Below are 18628 nucleotides of genomic sequence, written 5' to 3' on the forward strand. Positions count from 1 at the left end.
GGGCCGGCCACCCCGCTGAGAGGTGTCGAACGGCGGCAGCTACGGCGGCAGCCGGGGGTCGGCCGGCGGCTCAGCCCCAGCAGTTGTCCAGGCCGTAGGCGGTGTCCTTGGACGTGACCCCGTCCTGCGCCTTGTCGGTGATCAGCGTGACGCCGGTGTCGGTGTAACCGGACGCCTTCTTGCCGTCCTTGGCGTACGTCGCGACGGCCTTGACGCCCTCGGCGGCCATCTTCAGCGGGTACTGCTGCGAGGTCGCGGCGATCTTGCCGTCCTTGACGGCCTTGGTGCCGGTGCAGCCGCCGTCGACGGAGACGATCAGCACGTCCTTCTCCCGGCCCTTGGCCTTCAGTGCCGTGTACGCGCCGAGCGCGGCCGGTTCGTTGATCGTGTAGACGACGTTGATGCCGGGTTCCTTCTGGAGGCAGTTCTCCATCGCCGTCTGGCCCTTGGACTGGTCGCCGCCGGTGTCCTGAGCACAGGCGACGTCCTTGTCGGTGGCGCCGAAGCCCTTGAGGAAACCGTTGTGCCGCTGAACGCCGACGGACACACCCGGCGCGAGGTCGAGGGCGGCTATCTTCGCGGTCTTGCCCTTCATGGCGGCCTTGGCGTACTCGCCGATCAGCTCGCCCGCCTTGAGGTTGTCGGTGGCGAACAGGGCGTCGGCCGCGCTCTCCGGGTCGGTCGGGGTGTCCAGGGCGATGACCAGAACACCCTTGGCCTTGGCCTTCTCGATCGCCGGCACGATCGCCTTGGAGTCACTCGGCGTGATCAGGATGCCCTTCACCCCGGAGGCGACCATGTTCTCGACGGCGGTGACCTGCCCGGCGTTGTCCCCGTCGAACTTGCCCGCCGCGGTGACGAGTTGGACGCCGTTGTCCTTGGCGGCCTTCTCCGCGCCTTCCTTCATCTTCACGAAGAACGGGTTGGTGTCGGTCTTGGTGATCAGACCGACCTTGACGCTGCCCGATCCGGCGTTCGCCGTGCCCGATCCGGATCCGGATCCACAGGCGGTCAGGGTGAGGGCCGCGATGCCCGTGCACGCGGCGGCCCTGATCAGGGAGGAAGGCAGACGAGAAATACGTGACATGAACGACTCCTGCGGGATTGCGGACGAGCGGCCGGCATCGGGCGCATGCCGCCCGAGGTGTCATCGTTGACTCATGTCAGCGTTGACACTGCTTGGCGAGGATGATGGACTCCGCCTTCAGGCAACGTCAATGCCTTTCACCCGTCACAAATCGGCAACGCCGTGGCCGCCACCCGCCCGAACCGGTCCGGGGACTGCTCGCAATTGCCCGTTTCGCCGACGCGTCCCAAGAGAAGAGCCGCCCATGTGCCCGCGCCAGATCACCGTCCTGGGGGAGTGCGTCGCCGACGCGTTCACCCAGTCCGCAGGGACCCGGAACGAACTCGCCCTGCGCGTCCTGCCGGGCGGCGGACCGGCCAACACGGCCGTGGCCCTGGCCCGGCTGGGCACCCCGGCCCGCTTCCTCGCACGGCTGTCCGGCGACGTGTTCGGCCGCCTCTTCCGCGCCCACCTGGAGGCCTCCGGCGTGGACCTGTCGCACGCCGTCGAGGCCGCCGAGCCCAGCACGCTGGCCGTGGCCGAACTGGATACCCAGGGACAGGCCGCGTTCTCCTTCCACGCCCAGGCCACCGCGGACTGGCAGTGGACGAACGCGGAACTGGCCGGGGTGGACCTGGCCGGCACCGCCTGCCTCCACAGCGGGTCACTGGCCCTGGTCAAGGACCCCGGGGCGGGGGTGGTGGAGGACTTCCTGGCGACGGCCGCGCCGCACGCCACCATCAGCATCGACCCCAACGTCCGCCCCCTCCTGGTGCACCCCGAGGTCTACCGTGCCCGGTTGGCGCACTGGTGCGGCCTCGCGGATGTGCTGCGGCTGAGCGAGGACGACCTGGAGCTCCTGCTGCCCGGGACGCCGCCCGAGCAGGCGTGCGACACCTGGCATGCGGCCGGGGCGCGGCTCGTCGTGATCACGCGCGGCGCGGACGGCGCGCTGGCCTCACTCGACGGGGAACGGGTGCAGGTGCCCGCGGCGTCGGCGCAGGTCGTCGACACGGTCGGGGCGGGGGACTCCTTCACCGCGGGACTGCTGCACCACCTCGGCACCCGCGGACTCCTCGGCGGCAGGCTGACGGACCTGCGTCTCGGCGATGTCGAGGCGGCCTGCCTGTTCGCCACGCAGGTCGCGGCCCTGACCTGCTCGGTCGCCGGACCGAACCCACCCTGGCACGACCAGCTGGCCCAGGCTCCGACGGACGAGGCCGTCGTGCGGCACGTCGACTCCACCCGCTGACTCCACTGACTGGAAGGACCGGAAACCATGACGAAAACCCTGCTCGCCGAGTTCACCGCCCGAGAGGGAGCGGAGGCCGAGGTCGCCCGCCTGATCCGGGAGTACGCCCTGAAAGTGCGCGAAGAGGAAGGCAACCTGGCCTTCGACGTCTACACCAAGGCGGCCGCCCCGCGTGCCTACTGGATCTTCGAGGTCTACCGGGACGAGGACGCCTTCAAGGCACACCTGGACGCCCCGTACGGCGCCCCGTTCAACGCCGCCCTCACGCCGCTGATCGAGGAGGACGCGTCGGTCCTGACGTTCCTCGATCCGCTGGCCACGCATCCGTAGCGGGTAAGTCCGCTCGCCGGCCGAGACGGTCACCGCTAGCGTGTCCCAGATGATGACGGCCGACGATGTGTTGTCCATCCTCGCCGTGCTGCGGAACGCGGACGTCGACATCTGGATCGGCGGTGGCTGGGGCATCGACGCCCTGGTCGGCGAGCAGACCCGCGAGCACCGCGATCTGGACCTGATGCACCGCGAGAACCAGGAAGCGGCCGTCGTGTCGGCTCTCGCGGACGTCGGGTTCGTCGAGACCCTCGACTGGCGCCCCGTGCGGTTCGTCGTCACCGACCCTCAGGACCGGGAGATCGATCTTCACCCTCTGATCTTCGCCGCGGACGGATCCGCCGTGCAGGCGTCACCCGACCCCGAGCGCCCGTTCGCCTATCCTGCCTCGTGCTTCGTCACCGGCACGATCCTCGGCGCCACGGTCCCGTGCCTGTCGCCCGAGCAGCAGGTCCACTTCCACCAGGGCTACAGACCTGCTGCTCACGACCTTCATGACATGGCCCGACTCCGGCAGAGGTTCGGGATCACCACCCACTTCTGACCGGGTCCGCACGCCGGACGCCGCGGCTCGTCACCGCCAGATGGACTTCAGCTGCCACGCCTGCATGCGGTCGAGGGTGGCGGTGCCGCCCTGGGCGAAGACCTCGACGCCGGTGCTGGAGGGGTCGGGGAAGATCTGGTCGGTGATCACTGCCTCGCCGTCGCCGCCGAAGACCTCGACGGACGACCAGTCGACCAGGATCCGCAGCTTGACCTTGCCGTCCTGGGGTTTCAGAGGTGCGGTCTGGACGCCGGGGAAGGTGCTGTTGAAGTCCCCGGCGCCGGAGCGGGTGCGGTCGACGTACAGTTCCTGGGTCGTGGTGTCGTAGCCGATGACGGTCTCCTCGCCGCCCGCTCCGGTGCGGACCTTCAGGCCGAAGCGGTCGGCGTCCTTGAGGGAGAACGTCGCCTCGATGTCGAGTGCCTTGCCCTTGGCCGCGGGGCGGATCAGGGGCTTGGACGCGCTCTTGACGGTGACGTCGGACGCCGTCGCCGGCCGCTTGTCCCGGAGGGATTCCAGGCTGCCCACCGGCTTGCTGGTCAGCCGGATCCGGCCGTCGACGGTGCGCAGGGCCATTTCTCGGGGAACGCTCTGCGCACCGCGCCAGGGGGAGGTGGGGACGGACTGGCCGTAGTCCCAGTTGTTCATCCAGCCGATCATGTAACGCTTGCCGCCCGGTGCGTTCTCCCAGGAGACCGCCGCGTAGTAGTCCTTGCCGTAGTCGGCCCAGTCGGCGCGCTGTACGACGGACTGGGCGGGCTTGTCGGCGGCGGTGAACCGGTCGGCCAGGACGTGGCCCCAGCCGCCGGTGTTCATGTCGACGACCTGGATCTGCGCCTTCTTGCCGGCGTACGGGCGCATGTCGAAGGAGGCCCAGTCCAGGGACTCGCTGTCGGCGCCGGTCGCGCTGCGGACGACCTGGCCGTCGACGATCAGGTTGACGGACGTCTCCTGGGAGACGCGCCGGGCCTGGGTGTCGGACAGCACGATGTGGTCGACGTTGACGTGGCCCCAGCCACCGGTGTTGTCGTCGACGATCCTGATCCGCGCCTGCTTGCCGGCGAGGTCGCTGACGTCCCAGGAGGCCCAGTTGAGTGCCTCGGCGTCCCTTCCGGTGGCGCTGCGGACGACCTGGCCGTCCACGAGGAGCTCGACGGCGGTCGGGTGGTCGGAGCCGGCGGGGTGATTGCCGCCGCCGATGAGGAAGTTGATGTGTTTCTTGTCGATGGTGAACTCGGGCGAGGTGAGAGTGCCGGTGGTGGAGTCGCCGTTGAGGAAGGTGTTGGCCAGCCCGTCTCCCAGGAAGCCGGAGACCTGTCCCTGGCCGGGGAGGGTGCCGGTGGCCGGCGCGGTGCCGAAGGCGTCCCCGGTCGCCGTCCAGTCGCCGTAGGTTCCGCCTTCGAAGTCGGTGAGGACCGTGCCCTCGGGCGGAGTGCTGTCCATGACGGTTCCGGCCTCGCGCGGATGCCGCCCGCCGCCGATCTTGAAGTTCAGGTAGGGGCTGTCGACGGTGAATGGGGGAGAGGTGAGCGTGCCGGTGGATCCGTCACCCGAGTGGAAGCTGTTGGCGAGGCCCTTGCCGTCGAAGCCCTCGACGGTCCCCTGCCCGTCCACCGCCCCGGCTGCCGGTCCCTGACCGAACGCGGTGCCCGTGGCCGCCCACGTACCGAAGCCGGTGCCCTCGAAGTCCTGCACGACCTTGCCGGTGGGCGGGGTGTACGTGCCCTTGTCCTCGGCGGTGAACTTCTTGCCGTCGAAGTCGCCGACGAAGTACTGGGCGGCCGAACCGCCCGCGATGCCCCCGGGGTTGATGTTGACGACCAGGACCCACTTGATGTTCCTCTTGTCCCCGTCGACCGCGAGGGGGAACAGGTCCGGGCACTCCCACACGCCACCCGTCGCACCGGCCGGCCCGAACTCGCTCAGCAGCTCCCAGTCCTTGAGGTTCTTCGACGAGTAGAACCGCACCTTGTGCTCGGCGGACAGCGACACCGTCATCAGCCAGCTCTTGGTCGGCGCGTACCACTGGACCTTGGGGTCGCGGAAGTTGGTGGAGCCGATGTCGATGACGGGGTTGCCCTGGTACTTGGTCCAGGTGCGGCCGCGATCGGTGCTGTAGGCGAGCGACTGGGCCTGCTTGCCGCCGTTCTTGTAGGCGCTGGTGTAGATCGCCACCATGGGCGGGTTGTCCTTCGTGCCGAAGCCGGTGGTGTTGTTCCAGTCGACGACCGCGCTGCCGGAGAACACCATCTCCTCGTCGTCGTGCGACAGGGCGAGCGGCAACTCCGTCCAGTGCACGAGGTCCTTGCTCACCGCGTGCCCCCAGGACATGTCGCCCCAGGAGTTGCCGTTCGGGTTGTACTGGTAGAAGAGGTGGTACTCGCCCTTGTAGTAAACGAGGCCGTTGGGGTCGTTCATCCAGTTCTTCTCCGGGGTGAAGTGGAACTGGGGCCTGTAGGTCTCGCTGTATGCCGGGGTGCCGGCGGCGACCGCCTGGGGGGCGAGCGGAGCGGCGGACAGGGCGCAGACCGTCGCCACCGCCGCCATCGATCGCAGCCGGGCGTGCCGGGATACGCGTACAGAGCTCATCGTGTCTCCTTGTCCCGCGGCCGTCCGTGCAGCGGTGACTGCGGGCTCCGGTGCGGACGGACCAAAAAGTGACGCCTCGGGTCGGCGTCGTCGTCCACGCCACCGACCGAGGTGTCAACGTTGACTTGTGTCAGCGATGACATCGAGTGCCCGATTATGAAGGGCAGCCCGGCCGGTGCGTCAACGGTGCGGGCGAGATTGCTTGCGTAGGCACGGGTTACGCGTATCCCATGGCCGGGATGACACCGCCAAGGCTTCGTTCGACGAACTCACGGGTGCGGCGGTCGAATTGGTCATGGCGATGGTCCAGCCAGTGTGACTGGAACGTCGATCTGGTCGCGAAGTCGTCGACACCGCAGTTCGAACTGGGCGCGGCGCTGCTCGGGCCAGTCGGCTGCGAGATCCTCGGCCTTCACCTCCACATAGCGTTTGGCCGTCAGATCGACCGGGCCTTTCAGGCGAGCCATCGGTCGTAGACCGGTTTGAGCCATGCGAGCGCGCCGTCGACCGTGGGCGGTGCCCATGGCTGGTCGACATGTGAGGCGACCACCGCGACGGGGTGGCGCTTGATGTGGACGATGGTCGCCCTCGGGCAGGCCAGTCGCCCTGCCCGAACCCCGCCCCGGGCACGGACTCACGGACTCGTCGAACGTGGTCGCGACGAGCTCCGACCACAGCCGTCCCACAGCCTCCCAGTAGTGCCGCTCGCCGATGGCCGCGGGGACGGTACTTCCACGATCTCTGTCGCGCCTGCCGACCAGTCGCACCGTCAGGATGTCGCTCAGCCCTGCGGAGGGCGTCGTCCCCGACGTACGGGTCGTATCGGATCGTGCGCGCGTCCGCCAGGTCTCGCAAGCCACACGGACATGGCGTTCAGCCAAGCCTCGGCACCGCGCCGGCGCAACGACATATCCCGCTCTCCCGATTCCGCCGGCCGGACGTGACTACCTGGCCGGCGGGTGCGGGTCGGCCATCCACAGCGTGGCCTGAGTGGTGACGCCCAGCAGGGTGTTGTCGAGCTCGACGTCGAAGAAGAGGGCGCCGCCACCCCGCAGATCAGCCAGCGGGCGCGCGACGGCGGCGGCCGACCAGCCGGTGGCCGCAACGAGGTCGGTGACGCGCAGCAGGCCCTGACCCCGGCGACGGCGACCTACCCGTGGCCGCTGCTCCCGGCACTGGTGGTGGCCGGACTCGGCCAAGGCCTGTACGCCGTGCCGTTCTTCACCACTGCCCTGCACCACGTCCGCCCGCACGAGACCGGCTCAGTGGCCGGTCTGCTCAAGCTGCCGCCACCGCCTTCATACGTCCGCGACAGTGCCAGGCCGCGAGGTGGAACCTGACACGGCCGGTGCCGGTACTGATAGGCCCGGCCTATACGGGGCATCGATTTTTGGTCGTGGACCCCCTGACATGTGGCCCGGTTCACTGTGGCCCAAGCTACCGATCGGGCTCGGTGGCGCGCGATCAGGGAGGCTGCAATGACGCAAACCCCGGACAACGAGCGAGCCGCACAGGCCACGCGCATCGCGGCGAAACCGTGGTACCGGCAGTTGTACGTCCAGGTCCTCGTGGCGATCGTGATCGGCATCGTGCTGGGCTGGCGGTGGCCGGATCTCGCCACCGACATGGAGCCGCTCGGCACGACGTTCATCACCGCGATGAAGATGCTGATCGGCCCGATCGTGTTCCTGACCATCATCGGCGGCATAGCGGGCGTCGCGGACCTGAAGAGGGTCGGGCTCACCGGGATCAAGGCGCTGACCTACTTCCAGGTCGGCACGATCCTCGCCATGGCGGCGGGCCTGGTGGCCATCAACATCTTCCGGCTCGGCGACGGTGTGCATGCCGACCCGTCGACCCTCGACACCTCCGGCGAAGCGGGCACGTACATCGAACAGGGCGAGCACCAGCAGTGGTGGGAGTTCCTCACTCACATCGTGCCGAACAGCTTCTTCGGCCCGTTCGTCGAGGGCGACATCCTCCAGGTGATCTTCCTCGCGGTGATCTTCGGCATCGCGCTGAAGGCGGTGGGGAAGGCGGGTGAGCCGGCCATCGCGGCTGTGCAGCGGCTGACCGAGGTCGTCTTCAAGGTGCTGTCGTACATCATGAAGGTCGCGCCGCTGGGCGCCTTCGGCGCGATGGCGTACGCGATCGGCGAGTTCGGCCTGTCCACCCTGACCAGCCTGGGTTCGCTGATCCTGCTCTTCTACGTCACCTCCGCCCTGTTCGTCGTGGTGGTGCTCGGCGGTGTGCTGGCCGCGTACGTGAAGCTGAACATCTTCCAGCTCTTCCGCTACTTCAAGGAGGAGTACCTGCTGGTGCTCGGCACGTCCACCGCCGAGCCCGCGCTACCCGGGCTGATGCGCAAGCTCCAGCACATGGGAGTCGAGAGGTCCACGGTCGGCCTGGTCGTGCCGACCGGCTACAGCTTCAACCTCGACGGCGCGGCGATCTACCTCTCCCTCGCCACGCTCTACATCGCCCAGGCCACCGACACCCCGCTGTCCGTCACCCAGCAACTCGGGCTGCTCGCCGTCATGCTGCTGACGTCCAAGGGCGCCGCGGGTGTCGCGGGCGGCGGTTTCATCGCGCTCACCGCGACCCTGTCGACGGTCGGCACCCTTCCCGCCGCCGGCATCATGCTCGTCTTCGGCATCGACAAGTTCATGTCCGAGTGCCGGGCCATGGTGAACTTCTCCGGCAACGCCGTCGCCACCCTCTTCATCGCCCGGTGGGAGAAGACCCTGGATCTGGCGCGGGCACGCGAGGTACTGGCGGGCAGGGCGGTGGAACCGCCGGTGCCCGTCGAGACGGAAGCCGCGACGAGCCGGCCGGCCGTGGCTTCCGGCGCCGAGGTGGCGTCCTGATGGTCTCCGTCCTGGTCGCCCCGGACAAGTTCAAGGGTTCCCTCAGCGCCGACGAGGTCGCCCGCGCGCTGGAGCACGGGTTGCTGGACGCCGCCCCGCACGCGCGGGTCCGACGGCTCGCGCCGGCGGACGGGGGTGAGGGCAGCGTGGCCGCCGCCTGCGCGGGCCGGTTCCGTTCCGAGAAGGTATCGGTGACCGGGCCGGCCGGGCAGCCCGTCACGGCCGAGGTCGCGGTGCACGGCCGTACCGTCCTCATCGAAGCGGCGGCCGTCTGCGGACTCGGTGTCCTGCCGGGCGGCCGCACGGCACCGCTCACGGCCACCAGCCGAGGCCTCGGCCAGGCCGTCCGGTACGCGCTGGCGGGTGGGGCCGACACGATCATCCTCGCACTCGGCGGTGTCGCCACGACCGACGGTGGTGCGGGCCTGCTGCAGTCCCTCGGCGCGGTCCTGGCCCGTGACGACGGCACTCCGATCGGCCCGGGCGGCGCCGGGCTCGCCGACCTCCACACGGTCGACCTCGTCGACGCCCGCGCAGCGCTGGCCGGGGTCGATCTCGTCCTGGCCACCGATGTGGACAACCCGCTGCTGGGACCGACGGGCACGGCGGCCGTCTACGGTCCCCAGAAGGGGGCGAGCCCGGGCGACGTACGGGAACTGGACGGCGCTCTCGCCGGTTTCGTAGGGCGGCTGGCGGCGGCCGGAAACGATGAGGCGGTACGTGATGCCGACGCCCCTGGTGCCGGGGCGGCCGGCGGGCTGGGGTACGCCGGGCTGCTGCTGGGCGGGAAGGTGCGCTCCGGGGCCGACTACTTCCTCACCCTGCTCGGCGCCGACGACCTGCTGGCCGGGAGCGACTTCGTCGTGACCGGCGAAGGCAGCCTCGACGAGCAGTCCCTGTCCGGCAAACTGCCGGTCGCGCTCGCGCGGCGGGCCCGTCGACTGGGCGTGGCGGTGCACGCGGTGGCCGGCCGCTGCACCCTGCCCGCGGCCCGGACCGCCGCCCACTTCCGTTCCGTCCAGGCCCTGACGGACCTGACCGACCAGGACTGCGCGCGGGACAGCGCCCTGTCCGCGCGGCTGCTCGCCCAGTGCGGGCGGACCCTCGCCGACCGCTGGATCGGGCGTGAACGAACGGAAACCGGCAGGTAGGCTCGCTCCGCCTGTCGTACCAGCACAGAGCGGGGAGGCACCGTGGACGCCCGGCAACTGGAGTACTTCCTCGCCATCGTCGAGCACGGTGGTTTCAGCAAGGCCGCCGCCGCCCTCCACGTGGCCCAGCCGTCACTGTCCCAGGCGATGGCGAACCTGGAGGCCGATCTCGGGGTGGCCCTCTTCCACCGGGTGGGGCGGGGCGTCGTCCTGAGCGAAGCCGGACAGGAACTGCTGGAGCCGAGCCGGCGCGTGCTGCGGGACCTGACCGCCGTACGGGACACCGCGGCCGCGCTCGCCGGGCTGCACGGCGGCACCGTCGAGGTCGCCACCATGCCCTCGCCCGGCATCGAACCGCTCACCACGCTCATCCACCGCTTCACCGAGCTGCATCCGTCGGTGACGGTGAGCACCCAGGCCGCCTTCACCCCGGACGAGGTCATCTCCCTGGTCCGCAGCGGCGCTTGCGAACTGGGCCTGCTGGGCAGCGCCGCCCCCGTGCACCCGTCCGGGCTCGATGTCCTGCACGTCGAGGACCAGCCGTTCGTGGTCGTCGCCGCACCCGGCGGGGCGATCGAGGACGATGTCACGATCCGGCCCGAGGACCTGGCCGGCCAGAAGCTCATAGCGTCCCGCACCGGCAGCCTGATGCGCAGCATCGTCGACGACATCACCGCGGACGGCACCGGCACCCAGATCGTGACGGTCGTCGACCACCGCACCTCGATCCTGCCGCTCGTCCTCACCGGGGTGGGCGTCGCGGTCCTGCCGTCCTCCTGGACCCGGCTGGCCCGCCGCTGCGGCGCCGTGGTCGCCCCCATCGAGCCGACGGCCCACCTCCACGTGGCGATGGTCAGCCTGCCCGCGCACCTCACGCCGGCGGCGCGGGCGTTCCTCGCCCTCACCAGGTCGCTGGCGCAGCGGCGGGTGCACGCCGCCTGACGCAGGACCGATCGGCCACGCCTATACGTCGTATCGGAAGCAGGTCTTGGACGCGCGGTGACACCGGTGTGTTGACTCGAACCGACCGCACGACAGCGAGCCGGAGGCCCTCATGACAGCCGCACCCCGCACGTTCCGCATCGCCGCCATCCCCGCCGACGGGGTGGGCAAGGAGGTCGTCGCCGCCGGACGAGCCGTCCTCGACGCCCTGGCCGAGACCTCCCAGGGCTCCGCGGCTCCCTTCGCCTTCGCCTGGGAGGAGTTCCCCTGGGGCTGCGCGTTCTACGAGCGCACCGGCACGATGATCGACGACGACGGTCTGGAGCGGCTCAAGGACTTCGACGCGATCTACTTCGGCGCTGTCGGCTGGCCGACCGTCCCCGACCACGTCAGCCTGTGGGGCCTGCGCCTGAAGATCTGCCAGAGCTTCGACCAGTGGGCCAACGTCCGCCCCGTGCACTTCCTGCCCGGCGTCCAGAGCCCGCTGCGCAAGGCCGACGACACGGAGCTGGACTGGGTCGTCGTCCGCGAGAACAGCGAGGGCGAGTACGCGGGCCTCGGCGGCCGCAACCTCTCCGGCCGCGGACCCGGCGGTGAAGTCGCCGTGCAGTCAGCCCTGTTCACCGAGGTGGGCTGTGAGCGGATCATGCGGTTCGCCTTCGACCTGGCCCGGACCAGGGTGCACAAGAAGGTCTCCTCCGTGACCAAGAGCAACGCCCAGCAGTACGGCATGGTCCTGTGGGACGACGTCTTCAAGCGCGTCGCCGCCGACTACCCGGACGTCGAGACCGAGAGCGTGCTCGTGGACGCGATGTCCGCCAAGTTCGTCCTGCACCCCGAGGATCTCTCGGTCGTCGTCGCCTCCAACCTCAACGCCGACATCCTCTCCGACCTCGGCAGCGCCCTGGCCGGCAGCCTGGGCCTGGCCGCCAGCGCCAACCTCAACCCCGAGCGCCGCTTCCCCAGCATGTTCGAGCCGGTGCACGGTTCCGCCCCGGACATCGCGGGCCAGGGCCTGGCCAATCCGATCGGCGCGGTCGGCAGCGCTGCCCTGATGCTGGAGCACTTCGGCCTGCCCGACCAGGCGGCCCGTCTGCACAAGGCGATCGAGACCACGACCGCCGCGGGCATCCTCACCCGCGACGTCGGCGGCACGGCCACGACGGACGAAGTGACCAAGGCCCTGATCGACGCGCTCGACGCCTGACGGACTTGCGGCGCCGCTGGATCCGCTCCCCGGCAGGCAAGGCTGTCCGACGGACCGGCCGAGCCCCCTTCACGAAGAGGCCTCATACGCGCGGGAATTGCGCACGAACAGCTCGTGCAGATCGCGCACGGCCCGGGGGACGGAGCCGGAGTGGCGGCGCTGCAGGACCAGCAGCACCTCGGTCGCGTCCCCTGCGAGCGGCCGTACGGTGATCGCGCCCCGCCGCTCCAGAGGGTCGCCGACGACGCTGAAGTCCGGCAGCACCGTCGCCCCCAGGCCCTCGGCGACCATCAGCTTGCCCATTTCCGCGCCGTCGGTGGAGTACGAGAAGGACGGTGTTCGGCCGCCGAGCAGGCGGTGCACGAATCGGTGCATGACATAGCCGGACCGCATCACGACCAGCGGCTCGGCCAGGAGGCTGTCCACGTCCACCGCGTCCAGGGCCGCCAGCGGACTGTCCGGGCGCAGGCACACCACGGGCCGGCCGCGCAGGAGTTCCGTGGTTGCGAAGCCGGGTGGCATGTCATCGCCCCCGAGGTAGTTCACCAGCCCCAGGTCGAACGCGCCCTCCAGCAGCCCGCGGTGGATCTCGGACTGCTGAGCGCCGACCAACTCGACCTGGGTGACCGGGTGCGCGGCCCGGAACTCCCGCACCGTCGGGATGACCAGCGGGACGGTGGCCGTGTTGACCGTGCCGAGCCGGACCATGCGGCTGATGCGGTGCTGGTCACCGGCCGCGCCGCGCAGACGGTCGACCGCGTCCAGCACGCTCATGATGTGCGGCAGCAGTTCCCGGCCCTCGTCGCTGATCTTCGCCCCGGACCGCTTGCGCTCCAGCAGGTCCACGCCGAGCTCGCGCTCCAGATTGCGCATGGTCTCGCTGAGCGCGGGCTGGGACAGGTGCAGTTCCTCGGCGGCGCGCCGCAGTGATCCCAACCGTGTGACGGCGGCGATGTATTCAAGCTGTTCGATACGCACGCCAGGAGACTGCCGTCCGCCGGACACCGGGTTCAAGGGAATCCCTGTCACAACCTCGTGAATACCGACTCTCAGAATGTGGAATCACGTCCGGGCTTTCTTGACCGGCCCGACTCCCCGCTGGTTGGATCGATGACATGAAGCGACAGGATCTCACGCGGCGACGCCATGTCGACCTTGCGCGTGTCTCCAGCTCCTGCTGTCGCTGTCGCGCCTGAGCGCATCCGAGGGAAACCCTCGCACCTGCGCCGATCTCTCTCGTGAATTCCACTGCCGGCCGCTATCCATGGTGATTTCGGCTGTGCCGGATGCGGCGTCCCCGCACGCCTGAGTCCCGATCACCGCACTCTTTTCCCTCTCACCACGCGTGCTTTTTTCGTGTGTGCTTTTACCAGGAGCTCCCCATGCCCGTACCGCCCGTGTCCGACCCCCTCCGCTTCGCCTACTGGGTGCCGAACGTCAGCGGCGGCCTGGTCACCAGCACCATCGAGCAGCGCACCGACTGGGGATACGACTACAACCGCGAACTCGCCGTCCTCGCCGAGAACAACGGCTTTGACTACGCCCTCAGCCAGGTCCGCTACATGGCGAGCTACGGCGCCGAGTACCAGCACGAGTCGACCAGCTTCAGCCTCGCCCTGCTGCTCGCGACCCAGCGGCTGAAGGTCATCGCCGCCGTCCACCCCGGTCTGTGGCACCCGGGCGTGCTCGCGAAGCTGGGCGCCACCGCCGACCACCTGTCGAAGGGCCGCTTCGCCGTCAACGTCGTCTCCGGCTGGTTCAAGGGCGAGTTCACCGCCCTCGGTGAGCCCTGGCTGGAGCACGACGAGCGCTACCGGCGTTCCGAGGAGTTCATCCGAGCCCTGCGCCAGATCTGGACCGAGGACCACACCGAACTCGCCGGTGACTTCTACCGGTTGCGCGACTTCTCCCTCAAGCCCAAGCCCCTCAACACCCCCGAGCGCCCGCACCCCGAGATCTTCCAGGGCGGCAACTCCACCGCCGCCCGCGCCATGGCGGGCCGCGTCTCCGACTGGTACTTCAGCAACGGCAAGGACTTCGACGGCGTCACCGAGCAGATCGCGGACGTCCGCGCGTCCGCCGCCCAAGCGGGCCGTACACCCCCGAAGTTCGGCCTCAACGGCTTCCTCATCGCCCGCGACAGCGAGGCCGAGGCCCGCGAGACGCTCCGCGAGATCGTCGCCAAGGCCGACACACCGGCCGTGCACGGCTTCCGTGACGCCGTGCAGCAGGCCGGTCCGTCCACCTCGGACGGCAAGGGCATGTGGCAGGGCTCCGGCTTCGAAGACCTCGTGCAGTACAACGACGGCTTCCGTACGGGCCTGATCGGCACCCCCGAGCAGATCGCCGAGCGGATCGTCGCCTACAAGCGGCTCGGCGTGGACCTCTTCCTCCTCGGCTTCCTGCACTACCTGGAGGAGGTCGAGTACTTCGGCAAGCGGGTCCTGCCCCTCGTGCGCGAACTGGAAGCACAGGAGCCCGCGCCCGTCGCCGCCCACGCCTGACCGCTCCAGAAACGGCGCACTTCCCCACCCCACCCGGTACTTCTGAAAGGTCCTCACATGGCCACCGTCCTGTCCGTCTCCGGAAGCCCGTCCGCCACCTCCCGCACCGCCCGTCTCCTGCGCCACCTGGACGACCGGCTCACGGCCCAGGGGCATGAGGTGATCCCTCTGGACGTCCGCACTCTCCCGCCCGAGGCCCTGCTGCGCGCCGACTTCGGCCACCCGGCGATCGTCGAGGCCACCGCGCTGTTCGAGCAGGCGGACGGGGTCGTGATCGGCACCCCCGTCTACAAGGCCGCCTACTCCGGCCTGCTGAAGTCGCTGCTGGACCTGCTCCCGCAGTACGCGCTGGCGGGCAAGACCGTCCTCCCGCTGGCCACCGGCGGCAGCACCGCCCACGTCCTGGCCATCGACTACGCCCTGCGCCCGGTGCTGAGCTCCCTGGGCGCCGCCCACATCACCCCGGGCTGGTTCACGCTCGACAAGGACATCACCGTGGGCGACGACGGCACGCTGACCGTCGCACCGGGCGCCGCCGAGCCCCTGGCCCAGGTCACCGACCAGTTCTCGCTCGCTCTCGAAGGCCGCTCGACACTGCTGGCGGCCACGGCATGAGTGCCGTGACCGTGATCGCCGACGACGCCGAGGCCCTTGCCGTCGCCGCCGAACTGGCCGCGGACTTCCGCAAGGACGCCGCCGAGCGGGACGCACGGCGCAGGCTTCCGCGTCCGGAGCTGGAGCGGCTGTCCGCCTCCGGACTGCTCGCCGTGACGGTGCCCGCGGAGTTCGGCGGCGCGGACGTCCGTACGGAGACACTCGCCGAGATCTTCCGGCTGCTGGCCTCGGCCGACGCGAGTCTCGCCCAGATCCCGCAGAGCCACTTCGTGTACGTGGGCGTACTGCGCCGGCAGGGGACGCGGGAGCAGAAGGAGTTCCTCTTCGGCGAGGTGCTGGCGGGCAAGCGGTTCGGCAACGCCCAGTCCGAGGCGGGCACCAGCCATGTGCAGGACATCCGCACCCGGCTCGCGCGGCGCCCGGACGGGTCGTACGTCCTGGACGGCGTCAAGCACTACTCCACCGGCGCCCTGTTCGCCGACTGGATCCCCGTCCTCGCCCGTGCCGACGACGACAACCTGCACGTGGCGTACGTACCGCGCGACGCACCCGGCCTCACGGTCGTGGACGACTGGGACGGCATGGGACAGCGCACCACCGCCAGCGGAACCGTCCGCCTGGAATCGGTGCCCGTGCCCGCCGACCGGGTCGTGCCGCACCACCTCACCTTCCAGGGACCCCAACTCCACGGAGCGGTCGCACAGTTGCTGCACGCCGCCATCGACGCCGGGATCGCCTCCGGCGCGCTGGCCGAGGCGGTGGACTTCGTCCGCACCAAGAGCCGCCCCTGGTTCGAGAGCGTCGCCGAAGGACACGAGAGCGCCACCGAGGACCCGCTGCTGATCCAGCGCTTCGGCGAACTGGCGATCCGGGTACGGGCCGCCGAGGCGCTGCTGTCCACCGCGGCGCGGTCCGTGGACTCCGCCCACGCCGACCTGACCGACGACTCGGCCGCCGCGGCGTCGATCGCGGTGGCCGCGGCCAAGGTGACGGCGGCGGAGGCGGCCGTGGAGGTCGGCAGCGCCCTCTTCGAGGTGTCCGGCACCCGTTCGGCGCTCGACTCCCTGGGCCTGCACCGCCACTGGCGTGACGCCCGCACCCACACCCTGCACGACCCGGCCCGCTGGAAGGTCCAGCACATCGGCCGCTACCTCCTGAACGGCACCCAGCCGCCCCGGCACGGCCTGCTGTAACGGACAACCCCGATCGGAGACCCCACGTGTCCCTCACCTTTCACTGGTTCCTGCCCACCAACGGCGACAGCCGCCATGTCGTCGGCGGCGGCCACGGCACCCCGGCCACCGCTTCCGGCCGGGACCGGCCGCCGACGGTCGCCTACCTGAGCCAGATCGCCCGCGCAGCCGAGGACCTCGGCTTCGTCGGCGCGCTCACCCCCACCGGCGCCTGGTGCGAGGACGCCTGGCTGACCACCGCCATGGTCAGCCAGAACACCGAACGCCTGAAGTTCCTCGTCGCCTTCCGGCCCGGCTTCGTCTCGCCCACCCTCGCCGCGCAGATGGCGTCCACCTTCCAGCGGCAGACCGGCGGACGGCTCCTGCTCAACGTCGTCACGGGCGGCGAGAGCCACGAGCAGCGGGCGTACGGAGACTTCCTCGACAAGGACGCCCGGTACCGCCGTACCGGTGAGTTCCTCGAAGTCGTACGGGAGTTGTGGCAGGGCAAGAGCGTCGACCTGGTCGGCGAGCACCTCCAGGTCGAGGGCGCCAGGCTGGCCCGGGTGCCCGACCCGGTTCCGGAGGTGTACTTCGGCGGCTCCTCGCCGATCGCCGGCGACGTAGCCGCCAAGCACGTCGACGTCTACCTCACCTGGGGGGAGCCGCCCGCGAAGGTCGCCGAGAAGATCGCGTGGATCCGGGCGCTGGCCGAGAAGGAGGGCCGGAGCATCCGCTTCGGCATCCGGCTGCACGTCATCACCCGCGACACCTCCGAGCAGGCCTGGGCCGAGGCGAACCGGCTGCTGGACGGCTTCGACCCGGAGACGGTGGCGTCGGTGCAGGCCGGCCTCGCCCGCAGCGAGTCCGAGGGCCAGCGGCGCATGCTCGCCCTGCACGGCGGCGGCAGCCGCGACCGCCTGGAGATCCACCCCAACCTGTGGGCCGGCATCGGCCTGGTGCGCGGCGGCGCGGGCACCGCCCTGGTCGGCAGCCACGACGAGGTCGCCGAGCGGATCAAGGAGTACCACGCCCTCGGCATCGACGAGTTCATCTTCTCCGGCTACCCCCACCTGGAGGAGGCGTACTGGTTCGGCGAGGGCGTCCTGCCGCGGCTCCAGGCCCAGGGCCTGTGGCAGCACCCGGTCGGCGAGCAAGCCGCCCCCTCGGCGCAGATCCCCTTCGCGGGCGCCGGGAGCCCACGATGACCCACGTCATCGCCGACGACGCCGAGGCCGTCGCCGTCGCCGCCGAGCTGGCCGACAAGTTCTCCCGCGAGGCTGCCCTGCGCGACGCCGAGCGGATCCTGCCCCGCGCCGAACTCGACGAACTGTCGGACTCCGGGCTGCTCGGCATCACCGTGCCCCGCTCCCACGGCGGCGCCGAAGTCGGCGCCCGCACCCTCGGGGAGGTCGTCCGGCTGCTGTCGGCGGCCGACTCCAGCATCGGCCAGATCCCGCAGAACCACTTCTTCTTCGTGGAGGTGCTGAAGGAGAACGCGACGGCGCAGCAGCGCGACTTCTTCTACGCCGAGGTGCTGGCCGGACGCAGGTTCGGCAACGCCCTGGCGGAGAAGGGCACCGGACACGCGCTGGAGTTCGCCACCCGACTGGAGCCCCGGCCCGACGGCTCGTACACCCTGACCGGCACCAAGAACTACTCCACCGGCGCCCTGTTCGCCCACTGGATCCCGGTCTTCGCACTCGCCCCGGACGACAGCCTCACCGCCGCGTTCGTCCCGCACGACGCCCCCGGCGTCACCGTCGTCGACGACTGGGACGGCATCGGCCAGCGCGGCACCGCCAGCGGCACCGTGAAGTTCGAGGACGTGCCCGTGCCCGCCGACCGGGTCGTGCCCCACCACCTCACCTTCGAACGGCCCGAAGTCTTCGGCGCCTTCGGCCAGTTCATCCACGCGGCCGTCGACACCGGCATCGCCCGCGCGGCGCTGGAGGAGGGCGGCGAGCTGATCCGTACGCTCGCCCGGCCCTGGGGCGAGTCGGGCGCCGACCGGGCGAGCGAGGAACCGCTGGTGATCCAGCAGTTCGGCGAACTGGCCCTCCTCGTCCGTGCCGCCGAAGCCCTCCTCGACCGGGCGGGCGCCGCCATCGACGCCGCCCGCCGCGCACCCGCCGACGCGGAGCTCGCCGCCGGGGCGTCCCTCGCCGTCACCGCCGCCCGCGCGCAGGCCGACACGGCCTCGCTGACCGTGGCGAACGACGTCTTCGCGCTCATCGGCACCCGGTCCGTGACCGGCGGCCGAAACCTGGACCGGCACTGGCGCAACGCCCGCACCCACACCCTCCACGACCCGCGCCGATGGAAGATCCAGCACCTCGGCAACCACGCCCTCAACGGCGTCCACCCGCCCGCCAACGGAATCGTCTGA

General features: G+C 70.4%; 17 protein-coding genes. 13 read left to right on the plus strand and 4 right to left on the minus strand.

The genetic code is table 11. The features are described from left to right. Window positions 1–70 precede the first annotated feature (70 nt). Entirely contained in the window at window positions 71–1087 is a 1017-nt protein-coding gene (locus QF034_RS37580) for a sugar ABC transporter substrate-binding protein (RefSeq protein WP_307179117.1), read from the minus strand. 244 nt (window positions 1088–1331) lie between these two features. Here QF034_RS37580 and QF034_RS37585 point away from each other — a divergent pair, with 244 nt between their 5' ends. Genes QF034_RS37585 through QF034_RS37595 form a run of 3 tightly spaced genes read left to right on the plus strand, consistent with a single transcriptional unit; the run spans window position 1332 to window position 3192 of the window. Continuing rightward, complete coding sequence (locus QF034_RS37585) at window positions 1332–2318, plus strand: carbohydrate kinase family protein (protein WP_307179118.1); 987 nt, start codon at window positions 1332–1334, stop codon at window positions 2316–2318. A 27-nt stretch (window positions 2319–2345) separates the two neighbouring features. Continuing rightward, window positions 2346–2648 carry a putative quinol monooxygenase gene (locus QF034_RS37590; protein ID WP_307179119.1) on the plus strand — a complete coding sequence of 101 codons (303 nt, stop codon included), beginning with the start codon at window positions 2346–2348 and terminating at the stop codon, window positions 2646–2648. Between the two features lie 49 nt (window positions 2649–2697). Further along, window positions 2698–3192, plus strand: coding sequence for a nucleotidyltransferase domain-containing protein (locus tag QF034_RS37595; protein ID WP_307179120.1), 495 nt, complete (start codon window positions 2698–2700; stop codon window positions 3190–3192). A 30-nt stretch (window positions 3193–3222) separates the two neighbouring features. Here QF034_RS37595 and QF034_RS37600 read toward each other — a convergent pair whose 3' ends face one another. Both QF034_RS37600 and QF034_RS37605 read right to left on the minus strand, forming a co-directional pair. Next, window positions 3223–5781 carry a GH32 C-terminal domain-containing protein gene (locus QF034_RS37600; RefSeq protein ID WP_307179121.1) on the minus strand — a complete coding sequence of 853 codons (2559 nt, stop codon included), beginning with the start codon at window positions 5779–5781 and terminating at the stop codon, window positions 3223–3225. A 944-nt stretch (window positions 5782–6725) separates the two neighbouring features. Continuing rightward, window positions 6726–7034, minus strand: coding sequence for a hypothetical protein (locus tag QF034_RS37605; RefSeq protein WP_307179122.1), 309 nt, complete (start codon window positions 7032–7034; stop codon window positions 6726–6728). A 225-nt stretch (window positions 7035–7259) separates the two neighbouring features. Between QF034_RS37605 and dctA the strand changes: the two genes are divergently transcribed. The 4 genes from dctA (at window position 7260) to QF034_RS37625 (ending at window position 11948) form a co-directional block, all read left to right on the plus strand. Continuing rightward, the gene (gene dctA / locus QF034_RS37610; RefSeq protein ID WP_307179123.1) at window positions 7260–8648 is read left to right on the plus strand and encodes a C4-dicarboxylate transporter DctA; all 1389 of its coding nucleotides are present in this window, start codon (window positions 7260–7262) and stop codon (window positions 8646–8648) included. Continuing rightward, window positions 8648–9799: a glycerate kinase gene (locus QF034_RS37615; protein WP_307179124.1), complete on the plus strand. Its 1152-nt coding sequence runs from the start codon at window positions 8648–8650 to the stop codon at window positions 9797–9799. The genes dctA and QF034_RS37615 overlap by 1 nt, the downstream gene beginning before the upstream one ends. 42 nt (window positions 9800–9841) lie before the next feature. Continuing rightward, the gene (locus QF034_RS37620) at window positions 9842–10741 is read left to right on the plus strand and encodes a LysR family transcriptional regulator (protein ID WP_307179125.1); all 900 of its coding nucleotides are present in this window, start codon (window positions 9842–9844) and stop codon (window positions 10739–10741) included. Window positions 10742–10853: 112 nt separating this feature from the next. Further along, on the plus strand, window positions 10854–11948 hold the full coding sequence (locus QF034_RS37625) for a tartrate dehydrogenase (protein ID WP_307179126.1): 1095 nt from the start codon (window positions 10854–10856) through the stop codon (window positions 11946–11948). A 69-nt stretch (window positions 11949–12017) separates the two neighbouring features. Here QF034_RS37625 and QF034_RS37630 read toward each other — a convergent pair whose 3' ends face one another. Continuing rightward, a complete protein-coding gene (locus tag QF034_RS37630; RefSeq protein ID WP_307179127.1) occupies window positions 12018–12926 on the minus strand; it encodes a LysR family transcriptional regulator in 909 nt (302 codons plus the stop codon). A 137-nt stretch (window positions 12927–13063) separates the two neighbouring features. On the opposite strand from QF034_RS37630, the gene QF034_RS41665 reads away from it, so the two are divergent. From QF034_RS41665 to QF034_RS37655, 6 genes are all read left to right on the plus strand, one after another. Further along, on the plus strand, window positions 13064–13144 hold the full coding sequence (locus QF034_RS41665) for a putative leader peptide (protein ID WP_358839838.1): 81 nt from the start codon (window positions 13064–13066) through the stop codon (window positions 13142–13144). Window positions 13145–13330: 186 nt separating this feature from the next. Continuing rightward, window positions 13331–14452 carry a dimethylsulfone monooxygenase SfnG gene (gene sfnG / locus QF034_RS37635; RefSeq protein ID WP_307179128.1) on the plus strand — a complete coding sequence of 374 codons (1122 nt, stop codon included), beginning with the start codon at window positions 13331–13333 and terminating at the stop codon, window positions 14450–14452. Between the two features lie 57 nt (window positions 14453–14509). Beyond that, entirely contained in the window at window positions 14510–15067 is a 558-nt protein-coding gene (gene ssuE / locus QF034_RS37640) for an NADPH-dependent FMN reductase (RefSeq protein WP_307179129.1), read from the plus strand. Beyond that, the gene (locus QF034_RS37645; protein ID WP_307179130.1) at window positions 15064–16260 is read left to right on the plus strand and encodes an SfnB family sulfur acquisition oxidoreductase; all 1197 of its coding nucleotides are present in this window, start codon (window positions 15064–15066) and stop codon (window positions 16258–16260) included. Before ssuE ends, QF034_RS37645 begins: the two co-directional genes overlap by 4 nt. Window positions 16261–16286: 26 nt before the next feature. Next, window positions 16287–17447 (plus strand): LLM class flavin-dependent oxidoreductase, encoded by a 1161-nt coding sequence (locus tag QF034_RS37650; protein WP_307179131.1) that lies wholly within the window; start codon window positions 16287–16289, stop codon window positions 17445–17447. Continuing rightward, window positions 17444–18628: an SfnB family sulfur acquisition oxidoreductase gene (locus QF034_RS37655; RefSeq protein WP_307179132.1), complete on the plus strand. Its 1185-nt coding sequence runs from the start codon at window positions 17444–17446 to the stop codon at window positions 18626–18628. Before QF034_RS37650 ends, QF034_RS37655 begins: the two co-directional genes overlap by 4 nt.

It is taken from the genome of Streptomyces africanus, assembly GCF_030816955.1.
GTDB classification, from domain to species: Bacteria; Actinomycetota; Actinomycetes; order Streptomycetales; family Streptomycetaceae; genus Streptomyces; species Streptomyces africanus.